The sequence below is a fragment of the Umezawaea sp. genome (genome assembly GCF_036375055.1).
GTDB lineage: Bacteria > Actinomycetota > Actinomycetes > Mycobacteriales > Pseudonocardiaceae > Umezawaea.
Map to the genome: position 1 here is coordinate 68,451 of NZ_DASUSQ010000064.1, position 18,532 is coordinate 86,982.

Sequence of the window (18,532 nt, forward strand, 5' to 3'; positions counted from 1 at the left end):
CATGAGCGATGCCGACGTGACCCGATCGGCGGGTCCCTCCGCCATGTGGGCAGGCCCCAGGGACGCGCCCGCCGTCGTCGTGCTCGACCCCGCCGGAGTGGGCAGGCACGGCGACCTGCCCGCCACGTGGCTGCCCCTGAGCGAGCACCTCCAGGTGTTGTGGTGCAGGCTGCCCGCGGCGGACGGGCCGTGGCGCGAGGTGTCCGACGTGCTGGAGGAGTTCGAGGGGCGCGGCGTCCCCGTGCACGTGCTGACCAGCGGCCCCGCCGCGGCCAGCGCGCTGTACCTGGCCGACCGCCACCGCGACCTCGTGCGGTCGGTGCTGCTCGTGGACCCCGAGGAGGGGCCGGACCGCACGACCGGCCAGGCCGCCGACGTCCGCGTCATCGTCCGGCGCCCGCTGCCGCTCGGCCACCCCGACGTGGTCGTGGAGGTCGTGCGGGTGCTGCTGGAACTGGACGACGGCGAGCACACCGCTCCCCGGACGCCCGCCATGTCGTCGTTGCTCGGCGACGCCGCCACCGCCCTGCGCGAGTCGGTCGTGAACCTGCTGGACCGGGTGCGCCGGGCCTGACACCCGCTCTGGCCGCGCGCCGTGGAATTAGGCTGTTCGGACCGTTTGTCCGGTTGGTCCACGGGTAAGAAGACGGGTATGAGCGAGGCCGAGGAATCCGACCAGGAACGGTTGAGGCGCAACCTCAACGAACTGCTCCAGGAGTTGCGCGTCGTCCAGGCGGGGGTGCAGATCCTCTTCGGCTTCCTGCTGTCGATCGTGTTCACCGACCGCTACCGCGAGGTGGACCAGTACATCCGGATCACCCACCTGGTCGCGATCCTCTTCGCCGCCACGTCGGTCGCCCTGCTCACCGCTCCCGCCGCCTGGCACCGCGCGCTGTTCCGCCGCGGCAGGCGCGAGGACGTCATCGAGATCACCCACCGCTTCACCATGATCGGCCTCGGGACCCTGGCCGCCGCGATGACCGCCACCGTGCTGCTGCTCGGTGAGGTCATCGTCGGCGGCTGGATCGCGATCGTCTTCGGCGTGGTGGCGGGCCTCGGGTTCGCCACGCTGTGGTTCCTCCTGCCGTGGCGCGAACGCCACCGCGACGACCTCGACGCCCCCGGCCACCCGGAGTCCCCGCTCACCGTCTGAGCGGGGACGCCCCGGTCACGGCTGGAGCAGGATCTTGATCGCGTTGTCCTGCTTCTTCTGGAAGATCTCGTAGGCGTGCGGCGCCTCGGACAGCGGCACCCTGTGCGTCGCGAAGTCCTCGGTGCCCAGCGGGTCGTCGTCGGTGAGCAGCGGCAGGATGTCGTCCACCCAGCGCCTCACGTTGGCCTGGCCCATCCTCAGCTGGATCTGCTTGTCGAACATCGTCAGCATCGGCAGCGGGTCGGCCATGCCACCGTAGACACCGGCGAGCGAGATCGTGCCGCCGCGCCGGACCACGTCGATGGCCAGGTGCAGCGCGCCCATCCGGTCGACGCCCGCGGTCCGCATCAGCTTCTCGGCGAACGCGTCCGGCAGCAGACCCGTGACGTGCTGGGTCAGCTTCGCCACCGGGGCGCCGTGCGCCTCCATGCCGACGGCGTCGATCACGCAGTCCGGACCGCGTCCGCCGGTGACGTCGCGGATGTGGTCGGCGAGCTTGCTCCCGTGCCTGCTGAGGTCGAACACCTCGACGCCGCGGGCCTTGGCGCGGGCGAGCCGCTCCGGCACCAGGTCGACACCGATGACCTTGGCGGCACCGCGGTGCTGGGCGATCCGGCACGCCATGTCGCCGATGGGCCCGAGCCCGAGCACGGCGACGGTGCCGCCCTCGGTGACCCCCGCGTACTCGACGGCCTGCCACGCGGTGGGCAGCACGTCGGACAGGTAGACGAACCGGTCGTCCGGCGGCCCGTGCGGCACCTTGATCGGCAGCGTGTTCCCGAACGGCACCCGCAGGAACTCCGCCTGCCCGCCGGGCATCGAGCCGTAGAGCTTGGTGTAGCCGAACAGCGTCGCGCCCATGCCCTGCTCGCGGACCTGCGTGGTCTCGCACTGCGAGTGCAGGCCCTGTCCGCACATGAAGCAGGTGCCGCACGAGACGTTGAACGGCACGACCACCCGGTCGCCCGCGCTCAGCGCCGTGACCTCCGCGCCGACCTCCTCGACCACCCCCATGGGCTCGTGCCCGAGGATGTCGCCCTCGGTCAGGAAGGGGCCCAACACCTCGTACAGGTGCAGGTCCGAGCCGCAGATGCCGCTGGAGGTGATCCGCACGACCACGTCGGTCGGATCCTTCAGGACCGGATCGGGCACGGTGTCCACGCGCACGTCGCGCCTGCCGTGCCAGGTGACTGCCTTCATGTCGTCGTCCTCCCGAGGAGCCTTGAGGTCTCCCGCAGCGTTCCCGCGAGCGGCGGTGGCAAACCTCCGGCGGCCACGTCGTCCGGACCCGGTGCGGTAGCTCGCGAAGAGCAGGAGCCGGTTGCCTCGATCAGGTGAAAGGCTTGCTGTGCTTGGAATCTGGGCTACCTTGGGGGAGGAGATCCGATCCAGGTCGGGGACCGGGTCGTCGACTCGAGGAGCATCCGGTGCCCACGGACGTGCGAGGCGTGCTGACGGTGGAACGGTGGCGGTTGGCGGGAGCGAACGTCATCGCCGCGCGAGGTGATCTCGACCCTGGGTCCGTGCGCAGGCTCCGCTGGAGCATCGACAGCGTCGCGCCGGGCTCGGGTCCGCTCATCCTGGACCTGTCCGGCGTCGGCGTCCTCGGCCCGGTCGGGGTGGCCGCCCTGCTGGAGACCGCGCGTCGGGCGCGGGCGTTCCGGATCGATTTCCGCCTCGTCTGCTCGGCCGAGGTCGACCAGGTGCTCGACCAGGTCGGTGTGCGGGACGAGTTCGCGGTGTTCGACTCGCGGACGGCCGCGCTGGCCCACGCCGAGTAGGTCCCCACACCCCCGGCTCGACCCGCACCCGGTGCTCCTGGCCGACCCGGTAGCCGACACCGCGCACCGTGCCGATGACGGCCGACGCGTCGCCGAGCGTGCGCCGGATCCGGCGCACGTGCACGTCCACGGTCCTGGTGCCGACCGCGGTGGACGCGCCCCGCACCTGGTCCATCAGCGCCGTCCTGCGGTGCACCCGCCGCGGCTGCCCGCACAGGTGCAGCGGCAGGTCGAACTCCAGCCGGGTCGACCGCACCGGAACACCCCGGTGGAGCACCCGCCGGGAGTCCAGGAGGACGCGCAGCGCCGGGCCGGTGCTCCGGTGCGACGGCACCTCGACGTCCACGGCAGCCTGCCCGAACGCGGTCCCGAGCGCGTCGGCCACCCGCTGGGCCACCGCGGAGGCCCGCGCGGCCGTGACGCGGATCACGAACGTGACCTCGGCGGCGTCGGGTTGGCCCGGATCTCCCACACGGGTGATCCGGCCCTCTTCGTCACGGCGCGTCAACGCCTTCCACTAGCTGGACGTGCTTGACGGGCTGAGCTTCGCCAGAGCGGACACGAGCGGTGACAGCTCCGGGAGCTGCCCGGCGTCCGCCAGCGCCTCGCCGAGGGCGGTGTCGTGCGTCGGCCGCGCGGCGTCGAGCAGCGCGACGCCCGCCTCGGTCAGCTCGGTGTAGATGCCGCGCCGGTCGGTGGGGCACAGGTACCGCGAGAGCAGACCGCGGTCCTCCAACCGGGTGACGAGCCGCGTGGTCGCGGACTGGCTCAGCACCACGGCCTGGGAGACCTGCGACATCCGCAGGTGGAAGTCGTCCTGTCGCGCGAGGACGTCCAGCACGGTGTACTCGCTGACGGAGAGCTGGTGCCCGCGTTGCAGCGCGCGTTCGAGCCTGTCCTCGATGCGCGCGTGCAGTGCGGCGAGCGTCCGCCAGCCCTGAGCGCGGGCCTCGGTGGCGTCCTCTGCCAGTGACACGGTTCACCTCTCCCCGGTTGCGCCCCGGACGGACCAGGGGCAGTATCAAGCGTGTGCAACAATCGGCGTCTGCAAGTATTGCGCACGCTGACTACAGCTTACCGCTGACAAGAAAGGGCACCGTGAACATCGACCTCACCGGCCGCACCGCGCTGGTCACCGGCTCCACGGCCGGTATCGGCTACGCGACGGCCAAGTCCCTCGCTCTCGCGGGCGCCGCGGTGGTCGTCAACGGCCGCGACCAGCAGCGGGTCGACGACGCCGTCGACAAGCTCCGCGAGGAGACCGGCTCCACGACCACCACGGGCGTCGCCCTCGACCTCGCGACCGCCGAGGGCGCGGCCGACCTCGTCGCCGGGCTCCACGACGTGGACGTGCTGGTCAACAACCTCGGCATCTTCGGCGCCAAGCCCGTGTTCGAGATCCCGGACGAGGAGTGGACCCGCTACTTCGAGGTCAACGTCCTGTCCGGCGTGCGGCTGGCCAGGCACTACGCGCCGGGCATGGCCAAGCGCGGCTGGGGCCGGGTGATCTTCGTCAGCAGCGAGTCGGCGATCCAGATCCCGACCGAGATGGTCCACTACGGCATGACCAAGACCGCGCAGATCGCGGTCTCCCGCGGCATGGCCCAGGAACTGGCCGGTACCGGCGTCACGGTGAACACCGTGCTCCCCGGTTCGACCCTGACCGAGGGCGTGCGCGAGTTCATCGCCGACCGCGTCGGCGCCGACGTCCCGTTCGAGGAGGCCGAGCGCCGGTTCATGGAGGTCGAGCGCCCCACCTCGCTGCTCAAGCGCCTGATCCGCCCCGAGGAGATCGGCAACCTCATCACCTACGTCGCCTCCGACCTGTCCTCCGCCACGACCGGCGCCGCGCTGCGCGCCGACGGCGGCATCGCCAACACCCTCATCCCGTGAAAGGACCCGACCCCATGACCTCGGTACCCACCGTCACCCTGAACAACGGCGTCACCATGCCGCAGATCGGCTTCGGCGTCTTCCAGGTGCCGAACGCCGAGACCACCGCCGCCGTGGCGGAAGCGCTCCGGGCCGGCTACCGCAGCATCGACACCGCCACCGTCTACGGCAACGAGGAGGGCGTCGGCCGGGCCATTGCCGAGGCGGGCGTCCCGCGCGAGGACCTGTTCATCACCACCAAGCTGTGGAACTCCGCGCAGGGCTACGACTCCACGCTGCGCGCGTTCGACGAGAGCCTGTCCAGGCTGAAGCTCGACTACCTCGACCTGTACCTGATCCACTGGCCCACCCCGGCCCGCGGCCTGTACACCGAGACGTGGAAGGCGTTCGCGAAGCTGGCGGCCGACGGCCGCGTCCGCGCGGCGGGCGTGTCGAACTTCCAGCCGAACCACCTGGCGGAGATCGTCGACGCCACCGGTCTCGTGCCCGCCGTGAACCAGGTCGAGCTGCACCCGCGCCTGACGCAGGAGCCGCTGCGGGCCTTCCACGCCCAGCACGGCATCGTCACCGAGGCGTGGTCCCCGCTCGGCCAGGGCAAGGGCCTGCTGGACGACCCGGCCATCGGCGCCGTCGCGGCCAAGTACGACCGCTCGCCCGCCCAGGTCGTGCTGCGCTGGCACCTCCAGCTCGGCAACGTGGTCATCCCCAAGTCGGTGACCCCGTCGCGCATCGCGGAGAACATCGACGTCCTCGACTTCACCCTGGACGCCGCCGACGTCGACGCCCTGTCCGCGCTCAACGCCGACAGCCGCGTCGGGCCCGACCCCGACACCAACAACGAGGCCTGAGCCGGAGAACGCGGAAGGGCCCCCGGCCGGTCGCCGAGGGCCCTTCCGCACCGGTCCTGACTACCGGCGCCAGCTCGGCTGCCGACGCCTGCCGGGCACCGCCTGGACGGTCTCGGCGGCCTCGACGGTGTGCCGCAGCAGCAGGGCCGTGGTCACCGGGCCGACACCGCCGGGCACGGGCGTGAGCGACCCGGCCTTCTCGGCCACGGCCGGGTCCACGTCCCCGACCAGTCCGCCGTCGGCGGTGGCGTTCGTGCCCACGTCGACCACGACCGCGCCCTCGGCGACGTGCTCGGCCTTGATCAGGCCCGGCTTGCCGACGGCCGCGACCACGACGTCGGCCGTGGTGGTGACCGCGGCCAGGTCGGCGGTCCGCGAGTGGCACACCGTCACGGTGGCGTTCCGGTCGAGCAGCAGGTGCGCGACCGGCTTGCCGACGACGACCGACCGGCCGACCACGACGACGTGCTTGCCGTCGAGGGGCACCTCGTGGTGGTCGAGCAGCGCGACCACGGCCGCCGCGGTGGCGGGCGCGAACGCGGGCAGGCCCGCGGCGAGCCTGCCGAGCGACGTCGGGTTCGAGCCGTCCACGTCCTTGCGGACGGCGATGGTGCCCGCGAGGTCCGCGACCGACAGCCCGGCGGGCAGCGGTGTCTGGAGGATGACGCCGTGCACGGCGCCGTCCACGCTCAGGGCGGTCAGCGCCTCGGCGACGTCGGGTCCGGTGGCGGTGGACCCGAGGTCGACGACGTCGCAGGTGATGCCGACCTTGGCGGCGGCCTTCGCGATCGACCGGACGTACCAGGCGCTGGCCTCGTCGTCGGTCGCCGTCACCACGGCCAGTCGTGGGGGAGTGCCGTCGGCGGCCAGCTTGGCCGCCCGCTCGGTCACGTCCTCGCGGATCGTCGCGGCGAACTCCTTGCCGGACAGCGTGATCACTTGCGGATCTCCTCGCGAACGCTTGCGGTCACCTGGTCGGCCCGTGCGACCAGTGCGTCTACATCGGACACCACGGCGGCGCCGTTGATCTCCACGTTGACCCGCGCCGTGGTCGCCGCGGCACGGGCGGCGTCCGCCGCCGCGGCCACGTCGGTGATCACGTTGCGGTTGCCCACCGGCAGCAGCACCTCGGCCAGCGCGACCAGCCGCTCGGCGACGGCGATGGTCCGCGTGGGCGGGACCGCCGCCCCCGCAAGCGCTTCCGCGATGGCGGCGGACCGCTCCGGACCCTTCGGCAGCCGGTAGGCGTCGGTCACGGCGGTGAACGCCCGCGCGTCGTCGTCCGCCAGCTGGAGCGCCTCGACCCGCAGGACGTCCACTTCGGACAGCACCGCGCCGATGGTCTCGGCGTGCTCCGCGTGCTTCGGCCCGTCGCTGTAGCGGGCGACCATGCCCAGCAGCGCCGCGGACTGCGCGGCGTGCAGGGCGGCGGTCGCCCCGCCACCCGGCGCGGACACCCGCGCCGCCAACCGCTCCAGGAACTCGCCTACGGTCTGGTCACGCATCACGCGTCGAGCGAGCGCACAGCCGCCGCGAGGCGGGTGACGCCCTCGTCGATCTCGCTCGCGGACAGCCCGGAGAACGCCAGGCGCACCGAGTCGTCGCCGCCGTCGAGCAGGAAGTCCGCGCCCTTGACGAACGCGACGCCGTGCTCGGCCGCCTTGACCGCGAGCGCGTCGATGGACACGCCGGGCAGCCGCACCCACATGAAGTACCCGCCCTGCGGGGCGGTGTACTCGGCCGTCGGCAGCTCCCGCGCCAGCGCCGTGACCAGCGCGTCCTTGCGCTCCCGCAGCGCCGCGCGGACCGTGTCGATCGACTTGTCGAGGCGACCCGACCGGCAGAACTGGTTCACGATCGACTGCGCGACCATGTTCGGCGAGATGTACGTCGTGGTCGCGAGCTTGGTGATGCCCTCGATGACCGACACCGGTCCGACGAGGTAGCCGACCCGGATGCCGGGGCACACCGTCTTGGAGAACGAGGACGCGTAGACGACCTTGTCGGCCTTGTCCTGCGACAGCATCGTGGGCATCTGCTCGCCCTCGAAGCGGATCGAGTAGTACGGGTCGTCCTCGAACAGGACGAAGTCGTACTTCGCGGCCAGCTCCAGCAGGCGGGCCCGCTTGGGGGCGCTCAGCGTGTACCCGGCCGGGTTCTGGAAGTTCGGGATGATGTGCGCGAGCTTCGGCCGCACGCCGCTCTCCAGCAGCGCCTCGACCGCGTCGACGTCGATGCCGTCGGAGTGCAGCGCGACCGGGTGGACCTCGGCGCCGCGCTGGCGGAGGTTGAGGAGGGTGCGGTCGTAGGTCGGCGCCTCGACGATGACGGCGTCACCGGGGGAGACGAGCTGCTCGAACAGGAACGCGTCCGCCTGCATCGAGCCGTTGGTGACCAGCACCTGCTCGACCGGGACGCCGTGCTGCTCGGCGATCCACTTCCGCAGCGGCACGTAGCCCACGGCGGTGCCGTACGCGGTCGTGCCCGCGGCGTCGTTGGCGAAGGCGAGCTGGGTCGCCTCGACCAGACCTTCGGTGTCGATGATGTCCAACGAGGGGGCGCCGCGCGTGAAGCCGATCGCTGCCTGGGAAGCCATGGCGCGAAGCCTACCTCCGCCGACTTTCCCGCTTCAGAGGCTCCACTGGTGGGCCGGGTCGACGTCGTCCGACCTCGTCAGCACCGAGCGCGCGGCGGTCAACCCCGCCCCGCCCTCCGCGGTGAGCCCGTTGCCGGAGCGGCCGAACGCCGCGCCGAGGTGGACGCGAGCCGCCGCGACCCCGCCGCCGGGCTCCCGATCGGCCAGGTCGGCGGGCTCGCGCCGAACAGCGGCGACGCGGACGCGGTGAAGGCGACCATCGCCCGGTCGGTCACCGAAGCACGGGTCGGGCGCGCCGCCCGCGTCCAGCACCCGGCGCGGCGCGGACTCGACCGCGGAGCGCGGCACCACCACCGCGTTCTCGTCGCTCACCACGCGTGAACGCGGGGGAACCGCTGGTCACGGCCTAGTGTTCCGAGTCGCCCACGACCTTGCGCAACTGCGTCAGCGCCCGGTGCTGCGCCACCCGAATGGCACCGGCGGTCGACCCGATCGCCTCGGCCGCCTCGTCCGCGGACAGGCCGAGGACCACTCGCAGTACCAGGATCTCCCGCTGGCGCTCCGGAAGCGTCCTCAACAATCCACCCATTCGAGTGGACAGATCGTCGAGCACCGCCCGCTCCTCCGGCCCCGCGGCCGTCTCCTGCACGTCGGGCAGATCCGACATCGGCTCGGTGCGGTTCTTCGCCGACGTGCGGTGGGCGTCGGCGACCTTGTGCGCGGCGATGCCGAACACGAACGCCAGGAACGGCCTGCCCTGGTCGCGGAACGTGGGCAGCGAGGTCAGCACGGCCAGGCAGATGTCCTGCGCCACGTCGTCCGCCGACCCGAACGTGCGCTCGGTGCGCCCGACCCGCGCGCGGCAGTAGCGCACCACCACCGGCCGGACCGACTCCAGGAGCAGCCGCGTCGCCTCGGAGTCGCCGCGGACGGCCCGTCGCACGACCTCGGGGTCGGGACCGGGGTCGCAGTGCTCGGATGAGTGCGCCACCGTCCGGACCACCCCCGCTCCTCGGATCCGCCGAAGATCTTCCACCGGTTGCCGCAAGGTGCCGCCGCAGTCTTGCGGACCCGGTGGAATGATCCGCGCGGCCACGCGCGTTGACCCGTCCGGAAGGCGAACCGCACACCACGGATTCCACACCGAGGAGCACACGTGAAGATCGGCATCATCGGAGCGGGCAACATCGGCGGAGCGCTCACGCGCAGGCTGACCGCTCTCGGCCACGACGTGTCGGTGGCCAACTCGCGGGGCCCGGAGACGCTGGCGGACCTGGCCGCCGAGACCGGTGCCACGCCAGTGCCGTTGACCGAGGCCGCGCGCGGGGCCGAGGTCGTGATCGTGACCATCCCGCAGGGGAAGGTCCCGTCGCTGCCGAAGGGCCTGCTGGACGAGGCCGCTGAGGGCGTCGCCGTGATCGACACCGGCAACTACTACCCGCAGCGCGACGGCCGCATCGAGGAGATCGAGAACGGCGTGACCGAGAGCCGGTGGGTCGCGAACCAGCTCGGCCACCCGGTGGTCAAGGTCTTCAACGGCATCCAGGCCCTGCACCTGAGGGACAAGGGAGTGCCCGCGGGCACGCCGGGCCGCATCGCCCTGCCGGTCGCGGGGGACGACCCGGCCGCCAAGGCGACGGTGCTCCGGCTCGTCGAGGAACTGGGCTTCCACGCCCACGACGCGGGCTCCATCGACGAGTCCTGGCGGCAGCAGCCCGGCTCGCCCAGCTACGGTGCGGACGCGTCACCGGAGAAGCTGCCCGAGTTGCTCGCCCAGGCGAGCCCCGACCGAACGCCGGAGTTCACCGCCTGATAAGCGCCACTAGTGGGGAGTACTCTCCCGTGCCGTGACCACGGCACGGGAGTACCTCCGCGTTTCGAAGGACAAGTCAGGCCACCAGCGTTCCAACGAGGAGCAGCACGCCGATCACGAGGCCTTGGCTGACGCACGAGGGTGGTCGCTCGGCAAGCCGTACCAAGACGTCGTGTCCGCTTCTCGTTACTCGGCCAAGGTTCGTGGTGGGTTCGCTGAGTTGATCGCCGACCTGCATAGCGGCGAGTTCGCGGCGAGTGTGTTGCTCCTCTGGGAATCATCAAGAGGATCGCGGCAGGTTGGTGAATGGGTGGAGTTGATCGGGTTGTGCGAGAAGGCATCGGTGATGATCCATGTCACTGCGCATGATCGCACCTACGACCCTTCGAATCCTCGCGACCGCCGAACGATCCTCGAAGACGCGGTCGACTCGGAGTACGAAGCCGCGAAGACTTCGACCCGAGGTAGGCGTACAGCCGCGCAAGCCGCGTTGAACGGTCAGCCGTGGGCCCGCATCCCCTTTGGCTACCGGCGAACCCGCGACCCCAACACGGGCCGTGTGGATCAGCAGGAGATAAATCCCGAGGAAGCCGAAGTCGTACGTGAACTGTTTGCCCGGATCATTGCCGGTCACTCGTTTCGCGGTATTGCCACGGACTTCGCGGAGCGCGGCATCACGCGTCGAAGTGGGAAAGCCTTCACCGGCCGCGATCTAGGGGTGATGGTGTCCCGCGTGCTGTACATGGGGCAGCGCTCCCACAAGCCACGCGCAGGTGGGCCACTGACGATCTCCGTCGCTGCATGGCCTGGAATCATCAGTGAGGCTGATTTCCTAACTGTGCAGAGGATCATCTCAGCTCCGGAACGAGTGTCGACGCGAGCTGGGCGAGGAACGCACCTGTTGTCGATGATCGCTCGTTGCGACGTGTGCGACGCGAAGCTGGCCGCGCGTACTCGACACGGCGAGATGGCCTACACCTGCCACGCCGCAGGGCACGTCGGAGGGTTCAAGTCCGACTTGGACGTCTATGCCGAAGAGGTCATCATTTCCTACCTTTCGTCGGAGGCTGCTCACTCGGCCATCAACGCGGGCATGGCGGACGAGAAGAAGCTTGCCGAAGTGCGTGATGGTGTCGCGCGTGCGCGTCGTGACTTTGACGAACTCGCCGATCAGGTGAGCGCGGGCACCCTGTCGGCGGTATTCGCCGCGCGGGCAGAGCCCGGCATCCTTGCCCGGCTCCGGGCGGCTGAGCAGCGTGAGAAGGCGCTCAAGACCCCTGCGGCACTCCAGGGGGAGACCGGGCCTCGCGAGTGGGTGCAGGCGCGCTGGGACGTCGCTCCGATGGCGGCAAGGCGGACGCTGGCGCAGACGCTGTTCAGCCCTGACCTGATCGGCACTCTGCGGCTGATGAGGAGTCCGACGCCGGGTAAGCGAGTGCCCGTCATGGACCGCGTCGTGTGGGTGCGCCTGGTGGACGGCAAGGAGGTCCGAGTCCCCAGGGGTCGGTGACAATCGGATCACACGCTCGGACGGCCAAGTTCGCAACCAGTCAGCTTGGTTGGGAAACTTTTCGTTACCTGCCAACGGTTTCCGGTTCGAACAGGTCCGGAACGGTTCAGGCCTCTTCGCTCTCGGAGCTTGCACACGGTTCGGAAGTCTTTGTGTAGCAGGGTATATCGACACGGAACGCTACTGCGGGCGGCCTGCTGCATCCAGATCGGCTCTGGCCGGAATGCCGCACGTGCAACGACCGTTGGCGGCAGGTTGAGGGAATCCCCTTGCGCACCAAGCAATCCGCGGATTGTGCGCGGTGATGAGCCTGGTCAACGCCCCTGCGGCCGTGATGGTGATCATCGGACTCGGTACCGCGTACGCGGTCGGGCGCACCCTGATCGACTGGCACCGACGCTGACTCGGTGCCTCCCGGTCATGGCGCGGTGGGAGGCCACCTGCTCATGATGGGTGCCGCGAAGGCTGAGCGGCTACTGTCCGGATACTCTTGCTCGGCAACGAAAGCTTGAGGTCGGACCTGTAACCGCAGGTCAAGCTCACGTCGTCCCCACTAGTGGAGTTCACCGTCTGATGAAGCCCTTCGTCCACGAAGTCCGCTCGACCCGGATCGTCTTCGGCTCCGGCACCGTCTCGCAGGTGCGCGCCGAGGTGGAACGGGTGGGCGGCAACCGCGTGCTCCTGCTGGCGAGCGAGCGGCTGGACGACGTCGCTCGACGGGTCGGGGAGTCCCTCGGCCCGTCGCTCGCGGCCCGGTTCGACGGCGCCGCGATGCACACCCCGGTGGAGGTGACCGAGCGCGCGCTGGAGGTGCTGCGCTCCCACAGCGCGGACTGCGTGGTCGCGATCGGCGGCGGTTCCACCACCGGCCTGTCCAAGGCGCTGGCCGCGCGCACCAACGTGCCGCAGGTGATCGTGCCGACGACGTACTCGGGCTCCGAGGTGACCGCCGTGCTCGGCGAGACCAGGGAGGGCCGCAAGACCACGAGGTCGGCCCCGGAGATCCGCCCGGAGACCGTGGTCTACGACGTCGACCTCACCCTCGGCCTCCCGGTGCCGCTGTCGGTCACCAGCGCGGTCAACGCGCTCGCCCACGCCGTCGAGGCGCTGTACTCGCCGCAGGCCGAGCCCGTCACCGACGCCATCGCGCTGGACGCGATCACCCGCCTGTCCCGCGGCCTCCGGGCGCTGTCCGCCGACCCGTCCGACGTGGACACGCGCGCCGACCTGCTGACCGGCGCGTGGCTCGCGGGCACGTGCCTCGGCTCGGTCGGCATGGGCCTGCACCACAAGCTGTGCCACACCCTCGGCGGCTCGTTCGGCCTGCCGCACGCCCAGACGCACACCGTGGTCCTGCCGCACGCCATGGCGTACAACGCCCCCGCCGTGCCCGAGGTGATGGAGCGGATCGCGGGGGCGCTCGGGGTCCCGGACGCGCCCGCGGGCGTGTTCGACCTGATCGCCGAGGTCGGCGGGCCCACCTCGTTGCGCGCCCTGGACTTCCCGCTGGAGGACGTGCCGCTCGCCGTCGAGCTGGCCACCGCGCGGGCGTACCCGAACCCGCGCGAGGTGACGTCGCCGGGCGTCGCCGGGCTGCTGTCGGACGCGTGGCACGGCAGACGTCCCGCGAGCCGCGTCCCCGACCTGGGGTGGCTGACCGCCGAGGTCGTCGCGAGCTTCGACGCGACCCCGGACCCGCGCACCCGCGCGCTGCTCGCGGACCTGGTGCGGCGCCTGCACTCCTACGCCACCGAGAACGACCTGACGCAGACCGAGTGGCGGCGCGCGATCGACTTCCTCACCCGCACAGGGCAGATCAGCAGCGCCGTGCGGCAGGAGTTCGTGCTGCTGTCCGACACCCTCGGGCTGTCCAGCGTGGTCGACGCGCTGACGAACTCCCGCACGCCCGGCTCGACGCCGTCCGCGGTGCTGGGACCGTTCTACGTGGACGGTCCGCCCGCCGCGCCCTCCGGCGCCGACCTGGCCTCGGGGGCAGCGGGAATCCCGCTGTGGGCGGACATCCACGTCACCGACCCGGACGGGATGCCGGTCGAGGACGCGGTCGTCGACGTCTGGCAGGCCGACGACGACGGCTTCTACGACATCCAGCTGCCCGACCTGGACGGCCCGGTGCTGCGGGCGAGGTTCACCACGGACGAGGCGGGCCGCTTCACCTTCTGGTCGATCCTGCCGTCGGCGTACCCGATCCCGGACGACGGCCCGGTGGGGGAGATGCTCGCCGCGACCGGCCGCCACCAGTACCGCGCCCCGCACCTGCACTTCATGATCAGCGCGCCGGGCCACGAGCGGCTGGTCACCCAGCTGTTCGTGGCGGGCGGCGACCACCTTGACTCCGACGCGGTCTTCGGCGTCAAGGAGGAGTTGGTCGTGGACTTCCGCCCCGCCACCGGTGCGACGCCGGACGGCAGACCGGTCGAGGGGCCGTGGCGCCGCCTGGACTTCACGTTCCGCCTGGCCCGGACGACGGGTTCGTGAAACCGAACCAACAACGTTTGCAGCCCATCCGGCGCATTGTCGTTCCGTAACACCGAGTTTACGGTGATTTTGCGTCGACCGGCGCGAAATGGCCATGATCTTCCAGGAGTTGCCATGCGCGTCGGTGCGCTCTTAGCCTCACTGCTCATGATCGGGGCGGCGGCGCAGCCCGTGTCCGCCGCGCCCGCGGACCCCCGTCCCACCGCCATCGTGTCGCTCGGCGACAGCGCGATCTCCGGCGAGGGCGCGGGGTCCTACGAGCCCGGCACCGAGGGCGAGAACGGCAACTGGTGCCACCGCTCCACCAGGGCGCTGGTCCACCAGACGGCCGTGGCGGACCGCACCTTCAACCTCGCCTGCTCCGGCGCGGACTCGGCCAACGTCTCGCTGGCCGACACCGTCCACTACACGGAGGGCTCGCAGGCCAGGCGCCTGATCGACATCGCCCGGCAGAACCGCGTGACGACCGTCGTGCTCCAGGTCGGCGCCAACGACGACCCGCAGTTCGCCGACACGATCGTCAGCTGCATCGCGGCGTGGCTGAACCCGTTCGGCAGCCCGTGCCGCTCGGCGCTCCAGACCCAGTGGCCCGCGCGGCTCGCGGCGATGGCGCCCAAGGTGGAGAACGCCATCGCCGACGTCCGCTCGGCCATGTCGCAGGCGGGCTACGCGGCGGGCTCGTACAGCTTCGTCCTCACCTCGTACGCGTCGCCGCTCACCGAGAAGATGGACAAGGTCCTGCACGGCCCGCACGGCTGCCCGGTGCGCCTGGCCGACGCCGAGTACGGCCGGACCGTGGCCGTGCCCCAGTTCTCCGACGCGCTGCGCGGCGTGGCGACCAGGACCGGCACGAAGTTCCTGGACTTCGCCCGCGCCACCGAGAACCGCGAGGCGTGCAGCAACAAGAGCGGCAGCTCGACCGGCGAGTGGCAGCGCCGCATCACCGTGGACCCGGAGGCCCTGGTGCACGGCGGCCTGGACGCGATCGGCATCCACCTGGCGCAGCAGTCCTTCCACCCGAACGCGGCGGCCCACGCGCAGCTGGGCCGGTGCGTGACGGAGTTCGTGCAGTCCGGCACCCAGGCCGCCCGCTGCCTGGTGGGCGCGGACGGCAACCTGCACGCGGTGCAGTAGCGACCGGCGACCTCCGGCCCGGTCCCCACCTCGGGGACCGGGCCGGACGTGCGCGCTCAGGCGGCGACCTCCTGGCTGAACTGCGTCCGGTGCAGCTCCTCGTACCGGCCGCCCGCGGCGAGCAGCGACGCGTGCGTCCCCCGCTCCACCACGCGCCCGTCCTCCACGACCAGGATCAGGTCGGCGGCCCGCACGGTCGACAGCCGGTGCGCGATCACCACGGACGTCCGCCCGGCCAGCGCTTCCCCCAGCGCCTCCTGCACGGCGGCCTCCGACGTCGAGTCCAGGTGCGCCGTGGCCTCGTCCAGCACCACCACCCGCGGCCGGGCCAGCAGCAGCCGCGCGATCGTCAACCGCTGCCGCTCCCCGCCGGACAGCCGGTACCCGCGTTCGCCGACCACGGTGTCCAGCCCGTCCGGCAGCGACGCGATCAACGACGACAGCCGGGCCCGCTCCAGCACGTCCCACAGCTCCTCCTCGGACGCGGACTCCCGCGCCAGCAGCAGGTTGGACCGGATCGACTCGTGGAACAGGTGCCCGTCCTGGGTCACCATCCCCAGCGCGGCCCGCACGGACGAGGCGGTCAGGTCCCGGACGTCCACGTCCCCCAGCCGCACGCTGCCGGAGTCCACGTCGTACAGCCGGGCCGCCAGCTGCGCGATCGTCGACTTGCCCGCGCCGGAGGACCCCACCAGGGCCACCATCTGCCCCGGCTCGACCCGGAACGACACGTCGTGCAGCACGTCCACGCCGCCGCGGGTGTCGAGCGCGGCCACCTCCTCCAGCGACGCCAGCGACACCCTGTCCGCCGACGGGTAGGCGAAGGTGACCCCGGAGAACTCCAGGCCGACCGGGCCGTCGGGCACGGGCACGGCACCGGGCTTCTCCGCGATCAGCGGCTCCAGGTCCAGCACCTCGAACACCCGCTCGAACGACACCAGCGCGGTCATGACCTCGACCCGCGCGCTGGCCAGCGCCGTCAGCGGCGTGTACAGCCTGGTGATCAGCAGCGCCAGCGCCACCACCGCGCCGGGCTCCAGCGAGCCGCGCAGCGCGAAGAACCCGCCCAGCCCGTACACCAGGGCGAGGGCCAGCGAGGACACGATGGTCAGCGCGGTCAGGAACACCCACTGCACCATCGCCGACCGCACGCCGATGTCCCGCACCCGCCGAGCGCGGGCCGCGAACTCCGCGGACTCCCCGGCGGGGTTGCCGAACAGCTTCACCAGCGTCGCACCCGGCGCCGAGAACCTCTCGGTCATCTGGGTGCTCATGGCGGCGTCGTGGTTCGCGGCCTCCCGCTCCAGCGCGGCGAGCTTGCCGCCCATCCGCCGGGCGGGGAGCACGAAGACGGGCAGCAGCACCAGCGCCAGCAGCGTGATCTGCCACGAGATGCCGATCATCACGACCAGCGTCAGCAGCAGCGTCACCAGGTTGCTGACCACGCCGGACAGCGTGTCGCTGAACGCCCGCTGCGCCCCGATGACGTCGTTGTTGAGCCTGCTCACCAGCGCGCCGGTCCGCGTGCGGGTGAAGAAGGCGACGGGCATCCGCTGCACGTGGTCGAAGACGGCGGTGCGCAGGTCGAGGATCAGGCCTTCACCGATGCTGGAGGACAGCCACCGGGACAGCACCCCGACGCCCGCCTCCACCACGGCGATCACGGCGATCAGCCCGGCGAGGCCGACCACGACGTTCAGGGGCCCGCCGTCGTTGATGGCGGTGACGATCCGGCCCGCGATCACGGGTGTCGCGACGGTGAGGACCGCGGCGACGACGCTCAGCGCCAGGAACCGGGCCAGCCGGGAGCGGTGCGGTGCGGCGAACCGGGCTATGCGCCCCAGGGTCGCCTTGGAGAACGGTCGCTTGTCCTGCTGGGCGTTCATGACGTGGTGCAGCGACATCCACGCGGTGACATCCATGCTCATGCGGCCGACGGTAGGACCTCGACTTAAGGTGAGGTCAACCGGAAAAAAGGCCCTGCAACGCGGTGTGGGCCCGCACTCCCCATGGAGTACGAGCCCACAACTTCACGAACAGATCAGACGGTGCGGACCTGCTGGGCCTGCGGGCCCTTCTGGCCCTGGCCGATCTCGAACTCCACGCGCTGACCCTCGTCGAGGGACTTGAAACCGCTGCCCGTGATCTCCGAGTAGTGGACGAAGACGTCAGGACCGCCACCGTCCTGCTCGATGAAGCCGAAGCCCTTTTCGCCGTTGAACCACTTAACAGTGCCCTGCGCCATGCGACTAACTCCTTGTAAGCCTGAGTCAGGTCCTCACGACGAGGAACCCTGATCTCTCCCGGTATCTTGCCACGTCCGGGCCGGTTTTGCGCCGTCGTACTCGCAGAAGCGGGCTAAATCACGTTGTTCGGCCTGGTCAGAGCCATATTTTTCAGTGCGGCTCCCGCGTTTTTCGGGCCCTTCGGCCCTCATTTTCCCGCCTGGGCCACCTGTTCGAGTGAACTGGACGCCCGAAGTGGCCGGGGGGAAAATCGCACACTACCTGTGATGTGAATCACATATTTTCTCGTTTCGTCAGGAAATCAAGTCGAAAATTCGCGTCTCACGTCACGTCGACCACCAGGGCGGTGGCGTTGTCCGTGCCGCCCGCGCGCAGGGCGGCCCCCACCAGCAGCGCCGAGGCCGCCGCCGGGTCGCCCGCGCCCGCGAGGACGAGCCGCAGGTCCTCGTGCGCGAGGCGCCCGTGGACGCCGTCCGTGGTGAGGACCAGCCTTCCCGCGCCGCGGGGCGCGTGCGCCAGCCCGATCGACGAGGGGTCGCTCATCCGCACCGAGTTGGTCACCACGTGCTCCATCCGCGGCGTCGGCGTCCGCCCGCGGGCGCGGAAGTGCTCGGCCACCGTCTGGTCGGTCGTCAGCCGCGTCAGCGCCGTCCCGTCCCAGAAGTAGGCCCGCGCGTCACCCGCCCAGGCCACCGTGAAGCCGCCGCCGAGCCGGGGAGCCGCCGTCACGAGCACGGCGTCACCCGCCAGGTGGCGCTCGTCGTCGGGCAGCCACGCCTCCAGCACCGCGCGCGCCGCCGCCACGGCCCGACCCGCGCCGAGCCGGGCCGCCTCGCGCGCCGCCGCCCCGGCCGCGAGCCGGGCGGCCCTCCCCGCGCCCTCGGAGTCGCCGATGCCGTCCGCCACGGCGAAGGCCAGGCCGCCCGAGGAGGGGTCGCGGCAGGTCGCCGCGGCGTCCGCGTTGTGCCCGCGCGGCCCCCGCTCGCTGCACGTCCCGCTGGTCAACCGGACCGGCCGCGGCACCTGTTCCACCAGCATGGCGTCCTCCTCGTCGTTCGCTCT

General features: G+C 71.3%; 19 protein-coding genes and 1 pseudogene. 9 read left to right on the top strand and 11 right to left on the bottom strand.

The genetic code is table 11. The features are described 5' to 3' along the window. Nucleotide 1 precedes the first annotated feature (1 nt). The gene (locus tag VFZ92_RS18155) at nt 2-574 is read left to right on the top strand and encodes a hypothetical protein (protein ID WP_330877132.1); all 573 of its coding nucleotides are present in this window, start codon (nt 2-4) and stop codon (nt 572-574) included. Between the two features lie 78 nt (nt 575-652). After that, nucleotides 653-1,153 (top strand): DUF6328 family protein, encoded by a 501-nt coding sequence (locus VFZ92_RS18160; RefSeq protein ID WP_330877133.1) that lies wholly within the window; start codon nt 653-655, stop codon nt 1,151-1,153. Between the two features lie 15 nt (nt 1,154-1,168). Here VFZ92_RS18160 and VFZ92_RS18165 read toward each other — a convergent pair whose 3' ends face one another. Next, nucleotides 1,169-2,353: a zinc-dependent alcohol dehydrogenase gene (locus VFZ92_RS18165; RefSeq protein ID WP_330877134.1), complete on the bottom strand. Its 1,185-nt coding sequence runs from the start codon at nt 2,351-2,353 to the stop codon at nt 1,169-1,171. A 227-nt stretch (nt 2,354-2,580) separates the two neighbouring features. Between VFZ92_RS18165 and VFZ92_RS18170 the strand changes: the two genes are divergently transcribed. Continuing rightward, a complete protein-coding gene (locus VFZ92_RS18170; protein WP_330877135.1) occupies nt 2,581-2,934 on the top strand; it encodes an STAS domain-containing protein in 354 nt (117 codons plus the stop codon). A gap of 106 nt (nt 2,935-3,040) precedes the next feature. On the opposite strand, the pseudogene VFZ92_RS18175 reads toward VFZ92_RS18170, so the two are convergent. Both VFZ92_RS18175 and VFZ92_RS18180 read right to left on the bottom strand, forming a co-directional pair. Then, nucleotides 3,041-3,406 (bottom strand): annotated as a pseudogene (locus VFZ92_RS18175) (winged helix-turn-helix domain-containing protein); the annotation flags it as partial. Nucleotides 3,407-3,451: 45 nt separating this feature from the next. After that, complete coding sequence (locus VFZ92_RS18180) at nt 3,452-3,910, bottom strand: MarR family winged helix-turn-helix transcriptional regulator (RefSeq protein ID WP_330877136.1); 459 nt, start codon at nt 3,908-3,910, stop codon at nt 3,452-3,454. 122 nt (nt 3,911-4,032) lie between these two features. Between VFZ92_RS18180 and VFZ92_RS18185 the strand changes: the two genes are divergently transcribed. Together VFZ92_RS18185 and VFZ92_RS18190 are read left to right on the top strand one after the other, a co-directional pair. Further along, nucleotides 4,033-4,827 (top strand): SDR family oxidoreductase, encoded by a 795-nt coding sequence (locus VFZ92_RS18185; protein ID WP_330877137.1) that lies wholly within the window; start codon nt 4,033-4,035, stop codon nt 4,825-4,827. 14 nt (nt 4,828-4,841) lie between these two features. Then, nucleotides 4,842-5,675: an aldo/keto reductase gene (locus tag VFZ92_RS18190; RefSeq protein ID WP_330877139.1), complete on the top strand. Its 834-nt coding sequence runs from the start codon at nt 4,842-4,844 to the stop codon at nt 5,673-5,675. A 60-nt stretch (nt 5,676-5,735) separates the two neighbouring features. On the opposite strand, the gene VFZ92_RS18195 is transcribed toward VFZ92_RS18190, so the two are convergent. From VFZ92_RS18195 to VFZ92_RS18215, 5 genes are read right to left on the bottom strand one after another with little or no spacing between them, the layout of a single operon-like run. Next, on the bottom strand, nt 5,736-6,614 hold the full coding sequence (locus VFZ92_RS18195; protein ID WP_330877140.1) for a bifunctional 5,10-methylenetetrahydrofolate dehydrogenase/5,10-methenyltetrahydrofolate cyclohydrolase: 879 nt from the start codon (nt 6,612-6,614) through the stop codon (nt 5,736-5,738). Beyond that, complete coding sequence (locus VFZ92_RS18200; RefSeq protein WP_330877141.1) at nt 6,611-7,180, bottom strand: cyclodeaminase/cyclohydrolase family protein; 570 nt, start codon at nt 7,178-7,180, stop codon at nt 6,611-6,613. The genes VFZ92_RS18195 and VFZ92_RS18200 overlap by 4 nt, the downstream gene beginning before the upstream one ends. Then, nucleotides 7,180-8,271 (bottom strand): PLP-dependent aminotransferase family protein, encoded by a 1,092-nt coding sequence (locus tag VFZ92_RS18205; RefSeq protein WP_330877142.1) that lies wholly within the window; start codon nt 8,269-8,271, stop codon nt 7,180-7,182. The genes VFZ92_RS18200 and VFZ92_RS18205 overlap by 1 nt, the downstream gene beginning before the upstream one ends. Nucleotides 8,272-8,304: 33 nt before the next feature. Continuing rightward, complete coding sequence (locus VFZ92_RS18210; RefSeq protein ID WP_330877143.1) at nt 8,305-8,646, bottom strand: hypothetical protein; 342 nt, start codon at nt 8,644-8,646, stop codon at nt 8,305-8,307. A 31-nt stretch (nt 8,647-8,677) separates the two neighbouring features. Then, entirely contained in the window at nt 8,678-9,262 is a 585-nt protein-coding gene (locus tag VFZ92_RS18215) for a sigma-70 family RNA polymerase sigma factor (protein ID WP_330877144.1), read from the bottom strand. A 165-nt stretch (nt 9,263-9,427) separates the two neighbouring features. On the opposite strand from VFZ92_RS18215, the gene VFZ92_RS18220 reads away from it, so the two are divergent. The 4 genes from VFZ92_RS18220 to VFZ92_RS18235 all read left to right on the top strand — a co-directional run bounded on the left by VFZ92_RS18220 (nt 9,428) and on the right by VFZ92_RS18235 (nt 15,224). Then, nucleotides 9,428-10,084: an NADPH-dependent F420 reductase gene (locus VFZ92_RS18220; RefSeq protein ID WP_414719932.1), complete on the top strand. Its 657-nt coding sequence runs from the start codon at nt 9,428-9,430 to the stop codon at nt 10,082-10,084. Between the two features lie 34 nt (nt 10,085-10,118). Continuing rightward, entirely contained in the window at nt 10,119-11,594 is a 1,476-nt protein-coding gene (locus VFZ92_RS18225) for a recombinase family protein (RefSeq protein WP_330877145.1), read from the top strand. A gap of 573 nt (nt 11,595-12,167) precedes the next feature. Next, nucleotides 12,168-14,090, top strand: a complete 1,923-nt coding sequence (locus VFZ92_RS18230) for a maleylacetate reductase and hydroxyquinol 1,2-dioxygenase domain-containing protein (RefSeq protein WP_330877146.1) — start codon at nt 12,168-12,170, stop codon at nt 14,088-14,090. A gap of 147 nt (nt 14,091-14,237) precedes the next feature. Then, nucleotides 14,238-15,224, top strand: a complete 987-nt coding sequence (locus VFZ92_RS18235) for a GDSL-type esterase/lipase family protein (protein ID WP_330877147.1) — start codon at nt 14,238-14,240, stop codon at nt 15,222-15,224. 56 nt (nt 15,225-15,280) lie between these two features. Here VFZ92_RS18235 and VFZ92_RS18240 read toward each other — a convergent pair whose 3' ends face one another. The 3 genes from VFZ92_RS18240 to VFZ92_RS18250 all read right to left on the bottom strand — a co-directional run bounded on the left by VFZ92_RS18240 (nt 15,281) and on the right by VFZ92_RS18250 (nt 18,508). Further along, a complete protein-coding gene (locus VFZ92_RS18240) occupies nt 15,281-17,146 on the bottom strand; it encodes an ABC transporter ATP-binding protein (RefSeq protein WP_414719934.1) in 1,866 nt (621 codons plus the stop codon). 119 nt (nt 17,147-17,265) lie between these two features. Further along, nucleotides 17,266-17,469: a cold-shock protein gene (locus tag VFZ92_RS18245; protein ID WP_106189155.1), complete on the bottom strand. Its 204-nt coding sequence runs from the start codon at nt 17,467-17,469 to the stop codon at nt 17,266-17,268. A gap of 322 nt (nt 17,470-17,791) precedes the next feature. Then, nucleotides 17,792-18,508, bottom strand: a complete 717-nt coding sequence (locus tag VFZ92_RS18250) for a PP2C family protein-serine/threonine phosphatase (protein ID WP_330877148.1) — start codon at nt 18,506-18,508, stop codon at nt 17,792-17,794. Nucleotides 18,509-18,532: the final 24 nt, after the last annotated feature.

Excerpts from the sequence above, each read along its gene's own strand:
- VFZ92_RS18155 (WP_330877132.1), top strand. The coding sequence starts at position 2 with ATGAGCGATGCCGACGTGACCCGATCGGCGGGTCCCTCCGCCATGTGG.
- VFZ92_RS18160 (WP_330877133.1), top strand. The coding sequence starts at position 653 with ATGAGCGAGGCCGAGGAATCCGACCAGGAACGGTTGAGGCGCAACCTC.
- VFZ92_RS18165 (WP_330877134.1), bottom strand. The coding sequence starts at position 2,353 with ATGAAGGCAGTCACCTGGCACGGCAGGCGCGACGTGCGCGTGGACACC.
- VFZ92_RS18190 (WP_330877139.1), top strand. The coding sequence starts at position 4,842 with ATGACCTCGGTACCCACCGTCACCCTGAACAACGGCGTCACCATGCCG.
- VFZ92_RS18200 (WP_330877141.1), bottom strand. The coding sequence starts at position 7,180 with ATGCGTGACCAGACCGTAGGCGAGTTCCTGGAGCGGTTGGCGGCGCGG.
- VFZ92_RS18205 (WP_330877142.1), bottom strand. The coding sequence starts at position 8,271 with ATGGCTTCCCAGGCAGCGATCGGCTTCACGCGCGGCGCCCCCTCGTTG.
- VFZ92_RS18230 (WP_330877146.1), top strand. The coding sequence starts at position 12,168 with ATGAAGCCCTTCGTCCACGAAGTCCGCTCGACCCGGATCGTCTTCGGC.
- VFZ92_RS18235 (WP_330877147.1), top strand. The coding sequence starts at position 14,238 with ATGATCGGGGCGGCGGCGCAGCCCGTGTCCGCCGCGCCCGCGGACCCC.
- VFZ92_RS18240 (WP_414719934.1), bottom strand. The coding sequence starts at position 17,146 with ATGGATGTCACCGCGTGGATGTCGCTGCACCACGTCATGAACGCCCAG.
- VFZ92_RS18245 (WP_106189155.1), bottom strand. The coding sequence starts at position 17,469 with ATGGCGCAGGGCACTGTTAAGTGGTTCAACGGCGAAAAGGGCTTCGGC.
- VFZ92_RS18250 (WP_330877148.1), bottom strand. The coding sequence starts at position 18,508 with ATGCTGGTGGAACAGGTGCCGCGGCCGGTCCGGTTGACCAGCGGGACG.